Here is an 18,367-nt window from a genome sequence, read left to right as displayed (position 1 = left end):
CCGCCTGCTCGCGCAAAACCCGCGCGATAAAATTTACGCCGCTTTTTACGGCTTAGTTATGAGCGCGCAGCATTTTATCGCCGCCGAGATGATGTATTTTAGGCGCAACAAAAATTTATCGCCCTGCCCTGCCGAACAGGCGCCGTTTAAATTCTACCTCGAAGCGCGCTTTTAAAATTTCATCAAACTCACGCCGTATGCACGGCTCGCGCGATATTGCGTAAAATTTCTCGGGCAGTGAGCTTTGCTATCCAAATTTCGCTCGCAGCCGCCGCCAAAATCGCTCATAAATTTCGCGTCGTTATGCCGCTAAAATTTTATCGCTAAGGCAACCGTTTAAATTCCAACTCGCCGCACCTGATAGCTTTGGGCGTTGCGCCGCGATAAAATTCCATCCGTAGTGTTCCTGCCACCCGCGCCGCGCTTTGAATTTTACCCTCGTTCACGATGCTTATGTGCGCTACCCGCCCGTCAAAATTCCACGCTAATCGGCTGTCCTAGGCGAAAGCTGCCGTCATCGTCGCTGAAATCGGCGCGCGCCTCCCACACGAGATCTGCGCGCAGCTCCTCGGTCTGCACCGTGCGCGGCGTGTACATCGCGGTTTGGCTCACGTAGGCGACCTTTGCGCTCGCGCTAGAGCCGTCCGCAGCGATGATCCGCACGCTCTGTCCGGCGCGCAGGAAACGGAGCTGATTTTCGCTTAGATAAAATTTCGCTCGCTTGTTTTTTACTTCGCTAAGCTCAAAAACGCCCACGCTGGGCAGGCTGATGTCGCCAAGCTCCTTAAGGCGCGCTCTGATCTGCCCGCTAAAGGGCGCTTTTAGCACGCTTTGCGTCTCGATTTGGTAATTCAGATATTTCAGATTTTCCTCGCAGCTTGCCAAATTTGCGCGGGCGGCGCCGACATCCTCGCCGCGGTAGCCGCTTTGAAGCTGGCGCAGATTGGCCTGGGCGCTTTGCAGCTGGGCTTGCGTGCGCTTCATCGAGTAAAACGCTTCGTCGATCTGCTGCTTGGATGCGGAGTTTGTTTTGCCTAGGCTCTTTAGGCGCTCGTTCGTCAAAGTAGCGAGCTGTAGGGCGTTTTGCAGCGCGCTTACGTTCGCCGCCGCCATCTCGATCTCCTCGCTGCGAAAGCCGCTTTGCAGCTTTTGCAAGCTAAATTTAAGCCCGTCGCACCTCGCGATCTGAATACGTCTTTGAAAGCTCAGATCCGCCGTATCCAGAGCCGCCAAGACGTCGCCAGCCTGCACGAAATCGCCCTCGTCGCGGTAAAGCGCGCTTATGCGGCCGCTGCGCTCGAAGCTGAGCGAACTCTGCCTGATATCGATGATGCCGTAGGCCTTGTGCGCGACCTCTTCGCGCCTATCGAGATTGAAGTAGATCGCCGCGGCGAGAGCGGCCAGCGCAAAAACGACGAAAAATAGAAGCCTTTTCATAGACCGCCTTAAATTTTGATATGCGGTTATTATAAAATAATTTTTCTAATGCGGCGCTGATATTTGAGGCTCGGACGGTGATTTTATAAATCGATCGCATTAAATTTGCCGTATTGAATTGACCGCCGCACGAGTAGAATTGAGGCTTGGGCGGAAAAATTTAGCCTATCTGCGCGATTTTAAGCGGTGTGGCTTGTAAAACACAGCGACTTTTTGAGCTAAAAATTTTAAAATTTTAATGCGGAGACTTCGCTCGGAAGCGGAGCGTGAAATTTTGACGGGCGAGCGATACATAGGTGCTGCGAGCGGAATTTTACTGCGCGATGCCGCACTAGCGCTGCAGGCGGAATTTCGTCGCGAGAGCGAAATTTATCGCACGAAGCGGCATGCGAGCGTCGCGGGCGGAATTTATTGTTTATCATACGAACATCTCGCAAGTTACCGCGAACTAAATTTATCGCGGCGCCTTGCCTAGAGCTATTCGGCACGGCGAGTTGAAATTTATGGGCTCTCGCTAGCGATAAAATTTTACGCAGTATGAGTAGGCGGTGCTTAGACGCGCGGAAATTCTAACGCTGTGGCGAGTGAAATTTAAGAGGGCTTAGCTCAGAAGCGGAGCGTGAAATTTAATGGGAAATTTAACGAGCTTTAGGCTCGATGAGCCCAAATCTCGCTCGGTCGCGCAAAAGTTGAAATATTTAAAACTCGCCTTTAACCGCGGCGATCCACTTATCGGCCCTTGCCTGCCAGTGCTCGTCGCCCTTAAAATCGATCGTAAGACCCACGAATTTGCCGTTTATGAAGGCACGCGAATGTTGAAATTTATAGCCCTCCGCGCCCCAAGCGCCGATGAGATCGGCCTTTTTAAGCACCGGCAAAAACGCACTCATACCGCTGCAAAAATCGCTGCCGTGGCGCTCGACGTTGCCAACGCCTATGAGCGCGACCTTGCGTCCGTCAAAATCGGTTTTGTTCAAAAGCTCCAATTTGTTGTCAAATTTAGCCTGGATCTGTCCGTCGCCGTGCGTCGAAGCCGCAAAAATAAACGCGCTAGCGCCCGCCAAATCCTTTTCATTTAGCTCTTTGGCCTCCTTGATCTCAAAGCCGAGCTTTGAAGCGATGTATTCGCTCACGACCTTCGTGTCGCCGCCTTTGGTGGCGTAAACTAATAGTTTTTTCATTTTCTCTCCTTAAAAATAAGAATGATTCTAACAAAATAAGATAAATTTTGAGTGAAATAAAAATTTTATAAGGCGCTCAGATATAGCGCGATGCCTCATATCCAGCTAATTTTAAGCGGCAGCGAGCCAGCAAAATTTTAAAGCTGCTACTTAACCGCTCGTATAAAAATCAATAGTATAATGCCGCCCGTAGCTCATTACAAAGGAGAAAACATGAAGAATTTCACATTATGTTTGATTGCAGCGATCGCACTTTGTGGCTGCGCGACCCCGCAGGATCGATACGGCGGAGATGTTTATGACGCGAGCGAGACGAACCGCATGAGGCAGAGCGATCGGATCGAGATCGTCGACGTCTTGCCTGCCAAAATCAACGTAGAGCGCTCCGAGGGCAATACGGGTAAAATTTTAGGTGGCGTCGCAGGCGGAACTACGGGTGCGGTCATCGGGCATAAGCTCGGCAAACATAGCAGCGGCAGGCGCTTAGCTGAGACGGTGGGGCTCGTGGGCGGCGCAGTAGTAGGCGCGGTCGCCGGAGATGCGATCGAAAATTCCCAAAAGACGATGCAAGGCTCCAACATTATCTATAAATTTAAAGGCAAGGAGTACTCATCCGTGCAAGCCGATCCGCCGTGCAGATTTAGACGCGGCAAGGCTCTGCTAATCCACACGGGCAGCGAAACGCGGGTACAGCCGAACTCGGGATGCTAACAGAACTCGGTATGTTAAATTTAAAGCCGCCTAAAGCTTGCGGTGAAATTTTAAAATTTTATCATCGTGCGCCGCGAATTTTACTTAGCCGCCAAGCGACATTTGAAATTTAATCGCGACGTTTAAAATTTTAAAAGCGGTGTTTTAAATCCCGAAGCGGCGCGGCTTTTGAAAACGGTGCCGCTAAAATTTAGCGGGCGATCGAAATTTTAACTATGCAAAATTTTAAGAGCCCGCTAAAATATTTTAATATATAATCGCCGCTTAAAAATAGGGGGCTGCGATGAAAAAATTCTATATTAAAATTTTGGCACTTGCGTTTATAGCGGCATTTGCAGCGATCCCCGCTGCGGCGGCGGAAGGCTTGGATTATTTATTAAAAACCAAAGAGGAAAAAGATTTAGCGATTGCTTGCAATAGCGGCGACGGAAAATACAGCGCATGCACGAGGCTAGTCGAAATTTTATCCAAGAAGTGCGACGGCGGAGATTACGAAAGCTGCGGGGCTGTCGGAATAATATTTACGGATTTGGGTCAATACGAATTCTCATCCGCTCCTTTGATCAAAGCATGTGAAGCAAATATCATGTCTTACTGCTCCTATCTTGCCATTAACGATATACTTTTTACGGGAAATCTTGAAAGAGCCGCTAAGGGTTTTGATAAAATTTGCAAACAGGGAATTTCAGAGGACAAAAGGCTTGCTTGCAGCATAAGGAAAGAGATTGAAGACTGCTCTAAAGATGCAAAGTGCGATCCGCTAATGAAAGCCAAAGAAATTATCAAAGGACTATAACCATGAGAAAAATTTTATCATTAGCGATACTTTTATCCATGCCTTTGCTGGCAAAAAATAATATAGACATTGATATCTCTGCCGCAATAAACGATACAAACTTAAAAAATTTAGCGAATAAATGCGATTGGAACAAAGGCGATTATGAAGCTTGCTCGATATTAAAAGATACTTTATCGACAAAATGCGACGAAAAAAATTTTGAGAGCTGCGGTGCATTGGGAATTTTATTAATATATTTGCGCAGAGATAAAGACGCAACAAAAGCGTTAAACAAAGCTTGCAATGCCGGATTATTAAATTTTTGCCTAAACGCAGGGATGCATGATTTATACTATACGGGCAATATAAAAAGAGCATTTATAAATCTTAAAAAGGTATGCGATGCGGCGATAGAGCCTTCGAAGAAAAAATTGGCTTGTAAGATGAGCTATGGTTTGGAGCCATGTTTAAATGACGATGAATGCAATCCGGTGAAAAAAGCTAAAGAACTTTTGGAATAAGATTAATTTAACAGGATAAAAGAACGGCAATAATTTTTTATAAAGTCTGAAAAGTTAAAAGGTCGCGGCGGGCAATTTGAATTAGTACAACCCATCAAAAAATAATGTAAGCAATTAGCTATATAATTTTGAAATTCTAATCTAGAAACTTTATATCTTACCTATAAAAATTTTTAAATTTTACTCTTGCGGTTAATCATAAATTCTATATGAAGTCTTTAAATTTGCTCTAAAACCTCTCTCGCGTATTTCACCCCCAAATCATATGCCTTTTCATTTAGCGCACGGGTTTTTTCAGGCACAGAGCGGAGCATTTGCTCTTTTACGAGCCCTGAGTCCATACAGCGGCTAAGCTCTACTGCGATCGCTAGAGCTACGACACTTTGAGTAATGACGTTTCCAACTTCGTATTTTGCGATGGTGATGATTGGAATTTCATAAATTTTAAAGTTTATCCTATCCTCATCGCTCGGCGCTACTAAATTCGGCTCGATTACGATCACGCCACCTTTTTTCACGCCATTTTTGAAAGCATCGTAGCTACTCTGCGCCGTTGCGAGCATGAAATCGATCTCGCCCTCACTCGCGTAAGGATATAGAATTTCTTCATCGCTTAAGATAATATCCACTTTCGTAGGTCCGCCACGTACCTGAGAGGTATACGTAGATGCCTTGATTCCATAGCCGCCGTGCGCGATCTTTGCCGCAGCTAGAATTTCACCTGCTAAGATCACGCCTTGACCGCCCACTCCCACAAATCTTAACTGATTCATCTTAGTCCTTCAAAATTTATCGCTTCGCCGCTTTGTGCCGCATCTATCACCTTTTGATACGCCTTTGTGTATTCGGTGTGCTCATTATCTTCATGTAAAACTCCAATCGGAAATAGCCCCGCTCGCTCATCCTCGCTAAGAGCGTCAAATTTTGCTTTGGAAATCGTGCGCGAATCGAGCCACTTTAGCATTTGCACCGCCTCGCTCATTTTATTTTTACGACCCAAATTTACGTGGCAGTTGCTAAAAATATCAAAAAAACTATAACCATCGTGCTCAAAGCCCTTGGCTAGAAGTCGCTCGATTTTTTCGGGATTTGTCACGCTCTCACGTCCGACAAAAGTTGCTCCAGCGGCAATCGCAAGTTTTGCCGCATCAAAGCTGGGATCGACATTGCCGTATTGCGCCGTAACCGTCCAAAACCCGCGCGGCGTCGTAGGGCTCGTCTGCGAGTTTGTAAGCCCGTAGATGAAATTATTTACTAAGATATGATTTAGATCGATATTGCGGCGGCATCCATGTATCGTGTGATTGCCCCCTATCGCAAGCCCATCGCCATCGCCAGTGACTACGATTACGTGCTTACCTGGATTTGCGAGCTTGATACCCGTAGCATAAGCTATCGCGCGTCCGTGCGTCGTATGGACGGTATTGCAATCTATGTAACTCGACATCCTGCCGCTACAGCCGATACCGCTTACCACGCACACATCGTCCATACTCCAGCCTAAGCGGTCAATTGCGCGGATGATCGCTTTTAAGATCACTCCGTCACCGCAGCCCCAGCACCAAAGCGTAGGCATCTTGTCCGTTCTTAGATATTTATCGTAATCAAACGCCATTTAGAGTTCCTTTACTTTCTCGATAATCTCGCTAGGGCTGATCGGTCTGCCGTTTGCCTTAAGAAGCGTCTTAAAATCATCCCTCAAGCAAGCGCGCTGCACCTCTAGCAGATACTGCCCTAAATTTAGCTCGGCGATCAAAATTTTATTAAATCTCTCCCCTAGCTCCCTTAGCTTGCGCGCAGGGCTTGGCCACAGCGTGATCGGGCGAAAAAGTCCCACACGCACGCCTTGCCTACGTAGCTTTAAAATCGCGTCTTTTGCTGCTAGGCTAACGCTGCCGTAGGCGATGATGCAGATTTCGGCGTCATCTAGCATAAATTCCTCATATTGTACGATCTCATCTTCATGCGCCGAAATTTTATTAAAAAGCCTTTTTATAGAGCGATCCACGATCTGCTCATTTTCGGTCGGAAAGCCCTTCGCGCCGTGATGAAGCCCCGTTATGTGATAGTGATATCCTCTAAAAAAGGGATTTAGCACCGCAGGCTTATCGGGCGCAGCATCGTAGGGCTCATAATCTTTAGGACTACCTTTAAATTCCGCCCTGCGCTCGATTTTTAGATCCGAAATTTCAGGTAGCACCGCCTTTGCTTGCATATGCCCAAGCGTCTCATCAAGTAGCAAAAATACTGGCGTCATAAACCGCTCGGCTAGATTGAAGGCGCGCACGGTTTGCGTGTAAGCCTCCTTTAGCGAGCCCGGACACAGCGCGATGCTTTGGAAATCGCCGTGAGTTGGGTTGCGAGCTTGCAAAATATCGCCCTGTGCCACTCGCGTAGGAAGCCCTGTGCTAGGACCTCCGCGCATAACATTTACGATTAAAAGCGGAATTTCAGCGATAAAACCAAGCCCAATCTGCTCTGATTTTAGTGAAATTCCAGGACCGGAGCTTGCCGTCATCGCCTTTGCACCGCTCATCGACGCGCCTAAAGCTACCGAAATGCCCGAAATTTCATCTTCCATCTGGATAAATTTGCCTCCGACCTTAGGCAGCAAGCGGCTCATCTCGTGCGCGATCTCGCTACTCGGCGTGATCGGATAGCCGCCGAAAAAATTACAGCCGCAATCAATCGCCGCACGCGCAATTAAGGCGTTGCCTATGGAAATTACCTCTCTCATTATGCGTCCTTGGGTTTCATAAAATTATTGTTTTTGATCTTTTCTGCCATCTCTCTAGCCTGCGAGCTTAGACGAGCGAATTTAAAGCCTTTGGGCGCAACGAAAATCGCAAAATCAGGGCAGTGCAACTCGCACTCCCTACAGCCGATACAGGCGCCCTCATCCACAACGTCGATCATCATGCCCTGCACGGCGCCCTCGTCCTGTCTCATCGCGATCGCACCGCTAGGACAGACGCTTACGCAGATATTGCACGCCTTACAGCGGCTCTCATCCGTCCAGACGGCGCGCTGGCTCTCATTTTCGCTCATATTTTCTCCTTAATTTATCAAAATCCGCACTAAATCCCGCTTTGCGATTTAAAATTTGAAATTTTGCAGCGCAAGCCTGCTTTGATCGCATTAAAGTCCTCTCGTTTTTAAATTTTGCGGAGTTTAAATTTTAAAATTTTGTGGCGTTTAAAAATTTTACGCCACACAGAATTCTCGCCAAAGTAAAATTTTAATCTACGAAATTTCACAGCGGGCAAAATTACGCAAATTTTAAAATTCCATGGTGAATGAAATTTTACGCTGTAAAATTCTGCGAGCTTAAATTTCTTGCCAAAGTTAAATTTAATGCCGCAAAATTCTATCGCAAGAATTCTACGCTTTGAAATTTTAAATCTACGAATCCCGTTTCCGCGTCGCGTCGAATTCGCTCTATATCCACTAAAACTTCAGCCCCGCTATCCGCTCACGCATCCGTTCAAGCTGCTCATAAAACTCGCCAGAGTAGGCAAAATTTTTCTCTATCGCGCCCATTTTGCCGACGCTTACGAAGCGCCCCAAAGGCACTCCGGATCTATCCGCGACGCAGCAGGCGAGCGTGCCGCAGGTATCAAAAAGGATGTATTTTATGATCTTTACGATCCCAGCAGCGGGCGCCAAATACGCCGACGTGCCCAGTAGCTCGCCGATCTGCGCGCCGGCGCATTTGGTATTTTGTACCGCGCGCTCGAAAATTTCATCCGAAATTTCAAATCCCAGCTCGTTTTTAAGCGCGATCATCTCTTCGCTATGCGGGCCCACGATCGCGCTTCTCATCGATGAAATTTCCTTACCGCTTGCGCGCGCGAGTTCAAATTTAAGCCGCGCGCCATCTAGCTCGCCCGCCATGCCGATGACGCGCTCTTTTGCAAACCCGCTAGCCTGCAGCGCCGCATAAACCATCATATCAAGCGGATTGGTAACGACGATGATGATGGAGCTAGGCGCGTATTTTGCGGCATCTCGCGCGCATTGCGCGACGATGGCGGCGTTGCTGCCAAACAGCTCCTCCCTACTCTGCCCCGCCTTTCTTGCGCGCCCCGCCGTGATCACGACAACGCCTGCGTCCGCTATGTCGCCGGGCTCGGTGCTGCCGCTTATGCGCAGGTCGCGCTCGTAAACCGCCGCCGTATGGGCAAGATCGAGTGCCTTGCCGCGCGCGATCTGTTCTACCGTATCCACAAGCACGATGCTATCTATCTTTTGGCTTAAAGAATCGCTTACAATAAGATCGTTTGCTACCGCCGCGCCGATGTTTCCCGCGCCGAATATCGCTATTTTCATTGTTATCTCCTAAATATCAGCCCGCATTTTTATAACTGCGGGATTTAAATTTTAAAATTTAAAGACGAAATTTCGTTTTTAAAATTTAAGCCGAAGCGACCTTAAATTTTACCTCTGCGCCTTTACGTTGCGCTCGTGCTCGGCTTGCGTGCGCGCAAAATCGTGAAGCCCCGTTTTTTTATTTCGCATAAAATACAGATACTCGCTCTTTGCGGGCGTGAAAACGGCGCGTATCGCATCGCGAGAGACCACGCACACGGGCTCTTTGGGAAGTCCGTCGTTGAGGTAGGTGTTGTAGTGGCTGGTGTCGGTGCGGATGCGCTGCGGAGTGATCTTGACATGCGAAAACTCGCCGTAATTCAGCGTGCCGTCCATCTGAAGGCGCATATTTTTGGCCAAGCGGTTGTCGATGACGGAAGCTACGAGGGGCATCTCATCTGCGTTTGCGGCCTCTTTTTGAATGACAGAGGCTTTGATTAGCACCTGTTTCCACGCCGTGGCGTTATATTCGCCGATAAGCTCGCGCGACAAGTCTTCGTGGAATTTTTGCGCGCTTGAAACGAGGTGGTCGATGATATTTTTTTCGCTTTCGTTTTTGCCTATTTTATAGGTTTCGGGAACCAAAAAGCCCTCGTAAAACGGCGCTGTGGCGTTGTATTCGCGCTCAAGCTCGCTAAAGCTTAGTCCGCGATCTTTCGCAAGTTGTTTTAAAAACACGATCGTAGTCTCTCCGGGGATCAGCTTGATCTCGTTCATCACGGGCTTTGCGACGCTTAGCTCATACAAAAATTGATATTTGGGCAAATTTTCGCCGCTAAGCTCCAGCTCGCCGGTTTTTGCGCCGCCGTAAAAAGAAAGTAGCCTCGCATCAAATTTCGTAAATTTTGGATAACTCTTTGAGAGTTGCGATAAAATTTTCGTTGAGCTGCCCTGACCTATCTGTACGGTTTTCGCGTTGCCGACGCGCTCGTGTAGATCAAAGCCCACGGCCAAAAGAACGATAGCCGCAAGCTCGATACAAATGCACGCCGCTTTGATGAGCTTTATAAAGAATTTCATGCATTCCTTTCAAAATTTAGCTGAAATTATAGGCAAATAAGCCAAAATTTTGAATAAATTTCATATTATAAGCGCAGTTTTTCGGCACGCTCGATTTGGTTTTGAGCGTAGCTTTTTAATGGGACGATGATGTATAAATTTTTAGCTAGATTTTTTCTTACTCTTACTATACTTTTTATAATATGCGCCGTGGCTCTAAAGCACGGTATTGCGATTTCGCAGCTGGACGTAGGCTTTGCAAAGCTTGAGGGGTTTTATCTCAAGCTAAATAAAAGTCTCGTGCTGCGCATCAAAAATCTTGAAATTACGCAAAATAATACACAAAATTTAGAGCAAAATTCCACTGATCTGCGCACGCAAAGCGAGAAAATTTTAGAATTTAGCAAAAAAATCTCGCTCATCAACTCCTTTTTCGAAGAGATCGACGTAGACAATATGAAAATAAAAGGCGAAAGCCTAAAGCTAAAATACAAAAGCGACGTTTTTTACGCCGACACGCGGTTTTTTAGGCTAAGCTCAAAGATCACGCCTGGCGCAGACGGGCTGAACTTCGATCCGATCGAGCTTAAGCTAAATGATTTTAATCTCACTCTGCACGGCACGGCACGAGCAAATTTCAAAGCCGATACGTATGATTTTAACGGCACCTTCGCTTCGCACGAGATCGCAGGCGAGCTTGACGTGCACAATATCGGCTCGGAGTTAAATATCGAGATAAACCGCGCCTCGGCCTTGAGTCTGAAAAATTTTATGAATGAGCTGGGCGCGCTAACAGGGCTAAATCCTCTTGCGAATGAGTGGATCTACGGCAAGGCGGTCGCGCAAAACTACTACATCGAAAATCTGCATGCCAAAGTCGATCTAAAAGATCCGCGCCCGATCGCCGAAAACGTTAGCGCCACGGCTTATGCGCAGGATCTTACGATAAAATTTCAGCCGCAAATCGAAGCCGTAACGGTAAAAGACGCCAACATCACGCTCAAAAACGATTATCTAAATTTTGCGCTGAACGAGCCTAAATTTAAAGGCAAAAGCCTGGAGGGAAGCGGTGTGCGTATCGGCGGGCTTTTTGAAGAGAAGCCGATCGTATATCTGGATCTGCGAACCAAGGAGAGTTTGGGCAAAGACCTTGTGGATATTTTGCAAAGCTACGGCATAAACGAGCCCGTATATCCGCTAGGCGGCGGGATCGATGCACGCGTGCTGATAGACGTGGACGTCGAGAAGGAAAGCGCCAAGGTGGATGCGAACGTGACGCTAAAAGACGCCGATCTGATGATCTCTAAAGCGAAATTTCACTCCAAAGCTGCGCGGGTACATATCACAGAAAAAAAGATCGACATCAAAGACGCGAATCTACAAAATGAAATTTTTAACGCCACGGCAAGCGGCAGTATCGATATCGCCACGCGCAAGGCCAAATTTAACGGCATAATCCATAGCTTTAATCTCTCCCCGAACGGCAAAGAAATTTTAAAATTTGGTGACGCGCGAGATAATATAAGCCTTGATTTTAGCGGCAAGGCGCCGGTGCTAAGTTCGCAATTTTTGGGCGCAAAGATGAGTTTCGGCGAGCGGATCGAGATTAGCTCGCCCGATATTAGCGGAATTCTGCCCTTTTCTAAGACGCTTAAAAACGCGGGCATTAGCGGCGGAGATCTTAAAATTTTAACCAGCGATTTTACAAATTTGGATATCAGCAGCAACAATCTTATCTTTGATTTCGGTCTGCTAAACAAAGACGGCAGAGCCTACAAAAACGATTCTTTCGCGCTTCGGGTGCGCGGGGGCGATCTGGACGGCTCTAGCGGAAGCGGTAAAATTTCTCTTAAAATAAACAAAGGCGGTAACTTCGTCGCTCTAAAAGACGTGGACGTCGCGATCAATACGAGCGTGCAAACCAGCGAGTTTAATAGCGGCACGAAGGAGCGCTCGCCGATAAATTTCAGCGGGCAAAATTCTGCGATCGTACTATCCGATCTTAATAAGACACTTAAATTTACGCATTTTAACGGCGTGCTGGACGGCAAAAATATGAACCTAAACGCGAATTTCAAACGCGGCGACGTGAAGTTGATCTTTAAAAAGAGCCTGCTTCAAATTTTTGCGCAAAACATCAGCGGCGAGGCGCTCAATCAATTCCTAGGCTCGCAGAGCTTCGACGGAGGGGTATTTACTCTAAAAGCAAGCGGTATCGATCCGCGTAACTACCGCGGCGAGATCAACGTGCAAAACACCTATCTGAAGGACTACATCATCTATCAAAGGCTGCTTAGCTTTATAAACTCGGTGCCGTCGCTACTAACGTTTAAGACGCCCGATTTCAACGATCGCGGCTTTAGCGTCCAGAAGGGTAAAATTTACTTTCGCCGCAGCGGCGATAAAATTTACATAAACGCGATGAACTTTACCGGCAGTAGCGCAGACATTGCTGGTAACGGCGAAGTGGATATGAAAAGCGGCGCGCTGAATATCGATCTAGAGCTTAAATACCTTAAAGACGCAAGCTCGATAATCTCAAAAATCCCGCTGCTAAATCATATCATCTTGGGCGAAAACAATACGATCTCCACGATCATCGAGATTCGCGGCACGATGAAAAAGCCTACCTACTCGACCGGCGTTGCGACCGACGTGCTAAAAACGCCTTATAATCTCATCAAAAACACGCTGATGCTACCTTTCGTGATCTTCGGCGACAGCGAGGAGAACAGATGAAATTCCCGCTCGACTATAAGGATAGCTTTGAAAAATCGCTGCTGTTTTGGCTCGTAAAATTCGTGCGCTACAAGCTAAGCGCGCTATCGAATAAGGAGCTGAAAAACGACGCGCTGTTTCGCCGTGCAAGCCTGGCGTTAAATCACGAGGTAGCAAATATCAATGAACTCGAGCGGCTCGCAAAAGACGCTCGAAACGCGGGTCTTACCGGCATCAATACCTATTTCAATCCGCTTAAAAAATTTTACGAAGCGATCATGCAGTACGGTCTTGAGAGTATGAAAAATATCGACGAGGAGCTTTTGAGCGAAATTTTAGCCTCGATTACGGGCGGGCTGAGCGATGCGAGCAAAAAAAACTACCGAATCGCGCTAATAAATTTTTTCGGCTTCATCGACCGCCAGAACGAGCAGGACGGCACCTCACATAACTTCGGCATCGAGCTTAAGCACTGGGGCGGCATTAGCGGTAGCCGCGGTACGAAGCTTCCGGAGTTTATGAGCGAGGAGGAATTGAAGCGGTTTTTGGATGCGATAAATCTAAGCGAGTTTCGCTCCTTTGCGCATCGCAACCGCCTGATCGTAAAAATCATCGTCTACACCGGCATCCGCGTGGGCGAAGCGATAAATCTCAAGCGCAAAGATATCGCGCCCGAGGGCGATCTTTTCGTCATCCGAATCCGCGGCAAGGGCAACAAATATCGCATCGTAATGATCAAACGCCACCTGATCGAGGAGCATCTAAACGCGCTGGAGACGAACTTTGCCAACAAAGAGGGCTATCTTTTCGTCACCAAAAACGGCGCGCCGCTTACGCAAGCATACGTCAGCGGCATCGTGGAGAAAATTTTAATGAGCGCGGGCATACGCAAGGAAAAAAACGGCGCTCATATGCTGCGCCACACCTTCGCAACGATGCTTTACAAAAAGCAAAAGGACCTCGTACTCGTCCAAGAAGCCCTCGGCCACGCGAGCCTAAATACTTCGCGCATCTACACCCACTTCGATAGCGACAAACTGCGCCTTGCAGCGAAGGTCGCGGAGGAATTCGAGGAGTGAAATTTTAAAATTTGCAGCGGCGCGAGGCTTACTTGAGCGAGATTTTTTGAATTTCGTTTTGAGGCGGCTTTTAAATCGTTTTTTATGGAATTTATTTTACAAGAGGTTTAGAATTTTATTTTGAAAAATCTTAAAATTTGTTTTTCATATTCGCATAACAAAACCTAAAATTTTACCTTGTGATTTTGCCTAAAATTCCAGATAAATTTAGTGCAAAATTTCATTTAAATTTTTACGATACGGGATTTCATCCGAGGATTTTATAAGCAAAAGATAAACGGCATATTAAGAGATAGTAGATATAAAATTTATCTGCAAATTCCGCAAGGATGGAATTTCTGATTTAAAATTTCAACCATCGAAATTTTATAGTTTGATTTGCTTTCAAATTCTCATCGCACCGAATTCTCCTTAAAATTTAAAGACGCAAAAGATTGCCACCAAAGTTTGCTACGAAATTTACTGGCGCGAAGTTTGCTACGTAAATAGCGCAGGAATCATATAGGAATTTCTAATAAAATTTAAAGAGATAAAATCATCGGCATGATTATTTTAGATTTATTTTACGACGGAAATCCCGCTCTTGCGAGCAGGATTTCATTTCTTAGGGGGATAAGAAAAGGAGTTTAGGCTAAATAAATTTAGCCCGAGATTTCGTCTAGCCACGGAGTCCGCGGCAAAAAGGAGCAAAAAGACGAAATCTCGCGCAAAATTTTAAACCAAGATTTAAGCGATCGGCTCGCGACAATAAACGAGATTTGCGACGGCTTCAAAAACTATCGCAAAAAAAACGCCGTGCCGCAAGCATCAAAATTAAACGAGCCTTTGTTTTTTAAAATACTCACGTGGAGCTTTGCAAAGCGGACAGGCGCCTGGGGCTTTCTTGCCGCGATGAACATGCCCGCAGACCTCGCACACCCAAACTTCCTCGTCAAAGCTCTCGAAAAAGCCCTCCTCTAGCAGGATCTTTTGAAGCTCGTTGTATTCGCGCTCGTGCTCCTGCTCGACCTTGCCGATGGCGTTAAAAAGGCGCGCAACCTCTTTTTTGCCCTCTTCGGTCGCGATTTTAGCGAAGCTCGGATACATGCTCTCGTGCTCGTAGCGCTCGCCGGCGGCGGCATCAAGCAGATTTTTATCCATCTTATCAAGCGGAATACCTGCGGCCGCATGATGCGCCTTTAGCTCAGCTCTGGCATGCCATTTTTCGTTTTCAGCGGCCTCGTAAAAATGTCGCGCAATGGCGTGAAAGCCCGCCTCTTTGGCCAAATCGCCGTAAAGATCGTATTTATTGCGCGCCTGGGACTCGCCTGCGAACGCCTTCATCAAATTTACCTGCGTCAGATCCTCGGTGATACATTTCATCGGCTCGCCGCAGCAACTAAGCGTGCCGCCGCCTACGTTTTGAACCTCGACCTCTGCACCGCACTTTTCGCATCTGTAAGTTTCATACTGTCTCATTTCAATTCCCTATCAAAATTTTTGGGGAATGATACCACAGCTACTATTAAATTTTACTTAATAAATTTTATTCTTCTCAATAAATTTATATTTTTGAGAAAATTTTGGCACGAATTTTTCGTCCGAAAAATTTAAACTTAAGATTTTTCAAAGCAAATAGAATTTCAAGCAAAAGCGCTAACGCTCGATCGTCTAAAAATATGAAATTTAGTTTTTTGACTCATTTAGTCTGCGATTTTCAAGGCTAGCCATATCATTGGAAATTTTTTAGAATTTAAAGTTATCTCAAAGTAATTTACTATTTTGCTATATGGTCTTATTTCACGAGCATATGATAATGCTGGGCAAAAAGCAGCTTTAAATACTCAAAAATGCAATTATTAAACATTAAAAGCGTAATTAAGGGCATTGTAGCATTACCGTTTTGCCGCTATGATCGGTAATATCTGAGAATTTATAAACGTTAAATTCTAAGCCGCAAATCGAACAAGGAGGAAATTTATCGACTTCCTTTTCTCCTAAAAGTGAGCAAATTCCGCCTATTGCCGGATTATGTCCAACGATAAATACGCATTCTGCGCTAGCTGCGTTAAAATTTCGCATAACATCTGTGCTAGAAATTTCCACATCATTGCAAGATAGCGCATTATTTTCGCTAATGCTAGCGGGAATTTTAGTGCTCTTAAAAGCAGAATTTTCAGCGTTTGCGTCGCGATGTTTTTCGCTACTAAGACCGACCGCATTGTATTTTTCAACATTCACACTGCACCCAAAAAATCGTTTCTCATCCAAGCTGCGAACAAACTTTGCTAAATCCCATAAGCTTATGTCGTATAACTCTCGCAATGGCACTACCCTTTTTGTCGCGCTCAGCGCATTAGCGATAATTTGCGCCGTATGGAGTGCTCGTATAGCCGAGCTTGTAATAATCAAATCAGGCATAAGTCCCAAGCTGCGCAGCTTTTCTCCGAGTTTAATTGCGCAAAGTTCGCCCACTTGGCTTAATGCCCGCTCAAAATCGCTTTTGCCGCTTTGCGCCTCGGCATGTCTTATAAAATATATCCGTTTCATCTGCATCCTTTCATAAAATTTTATGTAAAATTTAGCGTTAAATTCTACAAAATTCTAAATTTTTTCTGGATAATTCCAAAGCCATAACCAACCACAAATCCCGCTATGTGTGCATACCATGCCACATTTACGCCCATTAACATCGGCGCAAAGCTCATTATCAAAATTGCGATAAAAATCCCGCCCGCATTGTGTTCATCAAAATAAGCAATCACGCCTAAAAGCACGCAAATAGCGCCACTAGCGCCTACGATATTGACGATTTCTCCCATGCTCATGGCATAACGGATATAAATCAGACATAAAGCGCCGCTCAGCAGCCCTCCTGCGATGTAAAGTAGCGTAAATTTTATCCCACCGAACGCTCGCTCTAAAATCCCGCCGAATTGATACAAAACTGCCATATTCATCGCTAGATGCATCACTCCGCCGTGCATAAAAAATGAACTTAGTAGCTGCCACGGCATCCCCTCGAAAAAATATGGATTGAGCCCGAAAAACAGGTAGGACTTAAAGCCGAAAAAATATTCCAATGCGAATGAAATCACGAAAAATAGGATATTCACCGCGATGATCGCGAGAGTAAATTTGCCTGTTTGCATGAAGCTCCTTAAATTTTTCACGCATAGTAGCAAAATTTTGATTAAATTAAAGGCGTCGTGTAATTTTATAGGCTCGAGATAAATTATAGATAAGCTAGCATCACAATTTTGGCAATAGTTTTGGTTGTAAGCGCCTTATCAAAATAGCTGCGCTAAAATTTAGATATAGAGCTTTAAATTAAAATCTCCATAATAAAATTTAGACCGTAAATCTTTTTTGAAAGTTTTACGGAATTTATAGAGCGTATCTGACATCAATCAAAAAACAAGCACGCCGTTAAATTTAATAAAGATGGAATTTCAGCTATATGAAGCTATTTCGTAGAATTTTATGTAAAATTATAAGTATAATTTTACTAAGAATAACAAAATTTGAGTTCAAATTAATTTCAAAATAAATTTTAGAGTAAATATTTTAAATGCTTGTTATATATAATTACGCGTTAAAAATGCTAATTTGATTTGCCATAACAGCATCAAAGTGAGTTTTTATTCATAAGTTTTTGCTGCAGGAGTTTAAAAGCCATAAAAATTTTAAAATTTGATTAGAATTTTAGGAATTTAATAAATTCTATAAAGCAAGTCATAGCTAGAATTCCAAGCTAAATTATCTGCAAAATTTCACTTGAAATTTTAGAGCATAAATCAAACCGCTGCGAATTTTTAAAAGGTCTAACAAAATTCCATAAAATCTAATAAATTCCAAAAGTTATGAGAAATTTTTCAAAAAATACGGCGAAAGAATTTTCAAAATTCTAGTTATTCACCCGTCCGTATCCTGCGAAGCGGTTCGATGCTAGGCAGCTTATGCGGTCTTTGCCGCAGCGCACGATATAGCTATTTTCCATCTTTTGCCCCGCTACATGGACGTTTTTCTTATTTAAATTTACGAAGTCCGCTTGATTTCTACCACGAGTATTGTGGACGAATTTCACGCGACCATCGGCATATATCTCGCGCACGATACCGATATGGCTGATTTCGTTATTGACCTTACCTTTGTTAGAACGCAAAGTGTTTTGAAAAAACACCAAATCCCCCACTCGCGGCGTATTGCTGAGTAAATTTTTACGGCTGTAATAATTATATATTGCTTGGGATTTGCGTCCGTTTGTGAAGTATTTCGGCAGATCTTTTGAATTGAAAAATAGATCATCGTATTTATCATTTAGCACGGTGATAAATCCGCTGCAGTCCCCTCCTGCGCGAGTGCCAGTGTAATCGTCTACAGATGCAATTAAAGGGCGGTTAAACTCGCTTCCCGGCACCGAAGTTATTCCTTCTTCATGATCGTTTAAGACATACGCTTGCTGGCTGCCGGCAGACGGGGCTTTTGAGGAGCAACCGACCAGCAAAAACGCACCCAAAGCGCAAATAATTAGTTGTTTCATATAAAAAATCCTTATAAAATTATGTAACGGTTAAATTTAGGCGTAATTTTAGC

General features: G+C 45.3%; 18 protein-coding genes. 6 read left to right on the top strand and 12 right to left on the bottom strand.

Annotation, left to right across the window (positions count from 1 at the left end; translation table 11 throughout):
- Positions 1 to 471: 471 nt before the first annotated feature.
- Positions 472 to 1,437, bottom strand: coding sequence for an HlyD family efflux transporter periplasmic adaptor subunit (locus tag Q0460_RS03270; protein WP_299084817.1), 966 nt, complete (start codon positions 1,435 to 1,437; stop codon positions 472 to 474).
- Positions 1,438 to 1,675: 238 nt separating this feature from the next.
- On the opposite strand from Q0460_RS03270, the gene Q0460_RS03265 reads away from it, so the two are divergent.
- Positions 1,676 to 1,912, top strand: a complete 237-nt coding sequence (locus Q0460_RS03265) for a hypothetical protein (protein ID WP_299084814.1) — start codon at positions 1,676 to 1,678, stop codon at positions 1,910 to 1,912.
- Positions 1,913 to 2,135: 223 nt separating this feature from the next.
- Here the strand turns inward: Q0460_RS03265 and Q0460_RS03260 are convergent, their stop codons facing one another.
- Positions 2,136 to 2,618: a flavodoxin domain-containing protein gene (locus Q0460_RS03260; RefSeq protein ID WP_299084811.1), complete on the bottom strand. Its 483-nt coding sequence runs from the start codon at positions 2,616 to 2,618 to the stop codon at positions 2,136 to 2,138.
- Between the two features lie 213 nt (positions 2,619 to 2,831).
- Here Q0460_RS03260 and Q0460_RS03255 point away from each other — a divergent pair, with 213 nt between their 5' ends.
- The 3 genes from Q0460_RS03255 to Q0460_RS03245 all read left to right on the top strand — a co-directional run bounded on the left by Q0460_RS03255 (position 2,832) and on the right by Q0460_RS03245 (position 4,628).
- Positions 2,832 to 3,329, top strand: coding sequence for a hypothetical protein (locus tag Q0460_RS03255; protein WP_299084808.1), 498 nt, complete (start codon positions 2,832 to 2,834; stop codon positions 3,327 to 3,329).
- A 283-nt stretch (positions 3,330 to 3,612) separates the two neighbouring features.
- A complete protein-coding gene (locus Q0460_RS03250) occupies positions 3,613 to 4,125 on the top strand; it encodes a hypothetical protein (RefSeq protein WP_299084805.1) in 513 nt (170 codons plus the stop codon).
- 2 nt (positions 4,126 to 4,127) lie between these two features.
- Positions 4,128 to 4,628 (top strand): hypothetical protein, encoded by a 501-nt coding sequence (locus Q0460_RS03245; RefSeq protein ID WP_299084803.1) that lies wholly within the window; start codon positions 4,128 to 4,130, stop codon positions 4,626 to 4,628.
- A 218-nt stretch (positions 4,629 to 4,846) separates the two neighbouring features.
- Here Q0460_RS03245 and Q0460_RS03240 read toward each other — a convergent pair whose 3' ends face one another.
- From Q0460_RS03240 to mltG, 6 genes are all read right to left on the bottom strand, one after another.
- Positions 4,847 to 5,401, bottom strand: coding sequence for a 2-oxoacid:acceptor oxidoreductase family protein (locus Q0460_RS03240; RefSeq protein WP_299084801.1), 555 nt, complete (start codon positions 5,399 to 5,401; stop codon positions 4,847 to 4,849).
- Positions 5,398 to 6,243, bottom strand: a complete 846-nt coding sequence (locus tag Q0460_RS03235; RefSeq protein WP_299084798.1) for a 2-oxoglutarate ferredoxin oxidoreductase subunit beta — start codon at positions 6,241 to 6,243, stop codon at positions 5,398 to 5,400. The genes Q0460_RS03240 and Q0460_RS03235 overlap by 4 nt, the downstream gene beginning before the upstream one ends.
- Positions 6,244 to 7,365, bottom strand: a complete 1,122-nt coding sequence (locus tag Q0460_RS03230; protein ID WP_299084795.1) for a 2-oxoglutarate synthase subunit alpha — start codon at positions 7,363 to 7,365, stop codon at positions 6,244 to 6,246.
- Positions 7,365 to 7,676: a 4Fe-4S binding protein gene (locus Q0460_RS03225; protein ID WP_177388316.1), complete on the bottom strand. Its 312-nt coding sequence runs from the start codon at positions 7,674 to 7,676 to the stop codon at positions 7,365 to 7,367. The genes Q0460_RS03230 and Q0460_RS03225 overlap by 1 nt, the downstream gene beginning before the upstream one ends.
- 399 nt (positions 7,677 to 8,075) lie before the next feature.
- Positions 8,076 to 8,957, bottom strand: a complete 882-nt coding sequence (locus tag Q0460_RS03220) for a malate dehydrogenase (RefSeq protein ID WP_299084788.1) — start codon at positions 8,955 to 8,957, stop codon at positions 8,076 to 8,078.
- Between the two features lie 108 nt (positions 8,958 to 9,065).
- The gene (mltG, locus tag Q0460_RS03215) at positions 9,066 to 10,016 is read right to left on the bottom strand and encodes an endolytic transglycosylase MltG (RefSeq protein ID WP_299084785.1); all 951 of its coding nucleotides are present in this window, start codon (positions 10,014 to 10,016) and stop codon (positions 9,066 to 9,068) included.
- 129 nt (positions 10,017 to 10,145) lie between these two features.
- Here mltG and Q0460_RS03210 point away from each other — a divergent pair, with 129 nt between their 5' ends.
- Together Q0460_RS03210 and Q0460_RS03205 are read left to right on the top strand one after the other, a co-directional pair.
- On the top strand, positions 10,146 to 12,734 hold the full coding sequence (locus tag Q0460_RS03210; protein WP_299084782.1) for an AsmA-like C-terminal domain-containing protein: 2,589 nt from the start codon (positions 10,146 to 10,148) through the stop codon (positions 12,732 to 12,734).
- A complete protein-coding gene (locus tag Q0460_RS03205) occupies positions 12,731 to 13,792 on the top strand; it encodes a tyrosine-type recombinase/integrase (RefSeq protein WP_299084780.1) in 1,062 nt (353 codons plus the stop codon). The genes Q0460_RS03210 and Q0460_RS03205 overlap by 4 nt, the downstream gene beginning before the upstream one ends.
- A gap of 813 nt (positions 13,793 to 14,605) precedes the next feature.
- Here Q0460_RS03205 and Q0460_RS03200 read toward each other — a convergent pair.
- From Q0460_RS03200 to Q0460_RS03185, 4 genes are all read right to left on the bottom strand, one after another.
- Positions 14,606 to 15,250 carry a ferritin family protein gene (locus Q0460_RS03200; RefSeq protein ID WP_299084778.1) on the bottom strand — a complete coding sequence of 215 codons (645 nt, stop codon included), beginning with the start codon at positions 15,248 to 15,250 and terminating at the stop codon, positions 14,606 to 14,608.
- A 399-nt stretch (positions 15,251 to 15,649) separates the two neighbouring features.
- Positions 15,650 to 16,321: a histidine phosphatase family protein gene (locus Q0460_RS03195; RefSeq protein ID WP_299084776.1), complete on the bottom strand. Its 672-nt coding sequence runs from the start codon at positions 16,319 to 16,321 to the stop codon at positions 15,650 to 15,652.
- Positions 16,322 to 16,365: 44 nt separating this feature from the next.
- Positions 16,366 to 16,923: a rhomboid family intramembrane serine protease gene (locus tag Q0460_RS03190; protein WP_299084774.1), complete on the bottom strand. Its 558-nt coding sequence runs from the start codon at positions 16,921 to 16,923 to the stop codon at positions 16,366 to 16,368.
- Between the two features lie 755 nt (positions 16,924 to 17,678).
- A complete protein-coding gene (locus Q0460_RS03185; protein ID WP_005870540.1) occupies positions 17,679 to 18,314 on the bottom strand; it encodes an NlpC/P60 family protein in 636 nt (211 codons plus the stop codon).
- Between the last annotated feature and the right edge of the window lie 53 nt (positions 18,315 to 18,367).

It is taken from the genome of uncultured Campylobacter sp. (assembly GCF_937980635.1).
Classification (GTDB): Bacteria; Campylobacterota; Campylobacteria; order Campylobacterales; family Campylobacteraceae; genus Campylobacter_B.
Note: the sequence above shows the minus strand (reverse complement) of the source record. Positions and strands in the feature narration are given on the sequence as shown.

Bases quoted from the DNA above. Each gene is read 5' to 3' on its own strand.
- Q0460_RS03185 (WP_005870540.1), bottom strand. From the start codon at position 18,314: ATGAAACAACTAATTATTTGCGCTTTGGGTGCGTTTTTGCTGGTCGGT.
- Q0460_RS03245 (WP_299084803.1), top strand. From the start codon at position 4,128: ATGAGAAAAATTTTATCATTAGCGATACTTTTATCCATGCCTTTGCTG.
- Q0460_RS03220 (WP_299084788.1), bottom strand. From the start codon at position 8,957: ATGAAAATAGCGATATTCGGCGCGGGAAACATCGGCGCGGCGGTAGCA.
- Q0460_RS03260 (WP_299084811.1), bottom strand. From the start codon at position 2,618: ATGAAAAAACTATTAGTTTACGCCACCAAAGGCGGCGACACGAAGGTC.
- Q0460_RS03230 (WP_299084795.1), bottom strand. From the start codon at position 7,365: ATGAGAGAGGTAATTTCCATAGGCAACGCCTTAATTGCGCGTGCGGCG.
- mltG (WP_299084785.1), bottom strand. From the start codon at position 10,016: ATGAAATTCTTTATAAAGCTCATCAAAGCGGCGTGCATTTGTATCGAG.
- Q0460_RS03250 (WP_299084805.1), top strand. From the start codon at position 3,613: ATGAAAAAATTCTATATTAAAATTTTGGCACTTGCGTTTATAGCGGCA.
- Q0460_RS03270 (WP_299084817.1), bottom strand. From the start codon at position 1,437: ATGAAAAGGCTTCTATTTTTCGTCGTTTTTGCGCTGGCCGCTCTCGCC.
- Q0460_RS03205 (WP_299084780.1), top strand. From the start codon at position 12,731: ATGAAATTCCCGCTCGACTATAAGGATAGCTTTGAAAAATCGCTGCTG.
- Q0460_RS03235 (WP_299084798.1), bottom strand. From the start codon at position 6,243: ATGGCGTTTGATTACGATAAATATCTAAGAACGGACAAGATGCCTACG.
- Q0460_RS03265 (WP_299084814.1), top strand. From the start codon at position 1,676: ATGCGGAGACTTCGCTCGGAAGCGGAGCGTGAAATTTTGACGGGCGAG.
- Q0460_RS03255 (WP_299084808.1), top strand. From the start codon at position 2,832: ATGAAGAATTTCACATTATGTTTGATTGCAGCGATCGCACTTTGTGGC.
- Q0460_RS03200 (WP_299084778.1), bottom strand. From the start codon at position 15,250: ATGAGACAGTATGAAACTTACAGATGCGAAAAGTGCGGTGCAGAGGTC.
- Q0460_RS03195 (WP_299084776.1), bottom strand. From the start codon at position 16,321: ATGAAACGGATATATTTTATAAGACATGCCGAGGCGCAAAGCGGCAAA.
- Q0460_RS03190 (WP_299084774.1), bottom strand. From the start codon at position 16,923: ATGCAAACAGGCAAATTTACTCTCGCGATCATCGCGGTGAATATCCTA.
- Q0460_RS03240 (WP_299084801.1), bottom strand. From the start codon at position 5,401: ATGAATCAGTTAAGATTTGTGGGAGTGGGCGGTCAAGGCGTGATCTTA.
- Q0460_RS03210 (WP_299084782.1), top strand. From the start codon at position 10,146: ATGTATAAATTTTTAGCTAGATTTTTTCTTACTCTTACTATACTTTTT.
- Q0460_RS03225 (WP_177388316.1), bottom strand. From the start codon at position 7,676: ATGAGCGAAAATGAGAGCCAGCGCGCCGTCTGGACGGATGAGAGCCGC.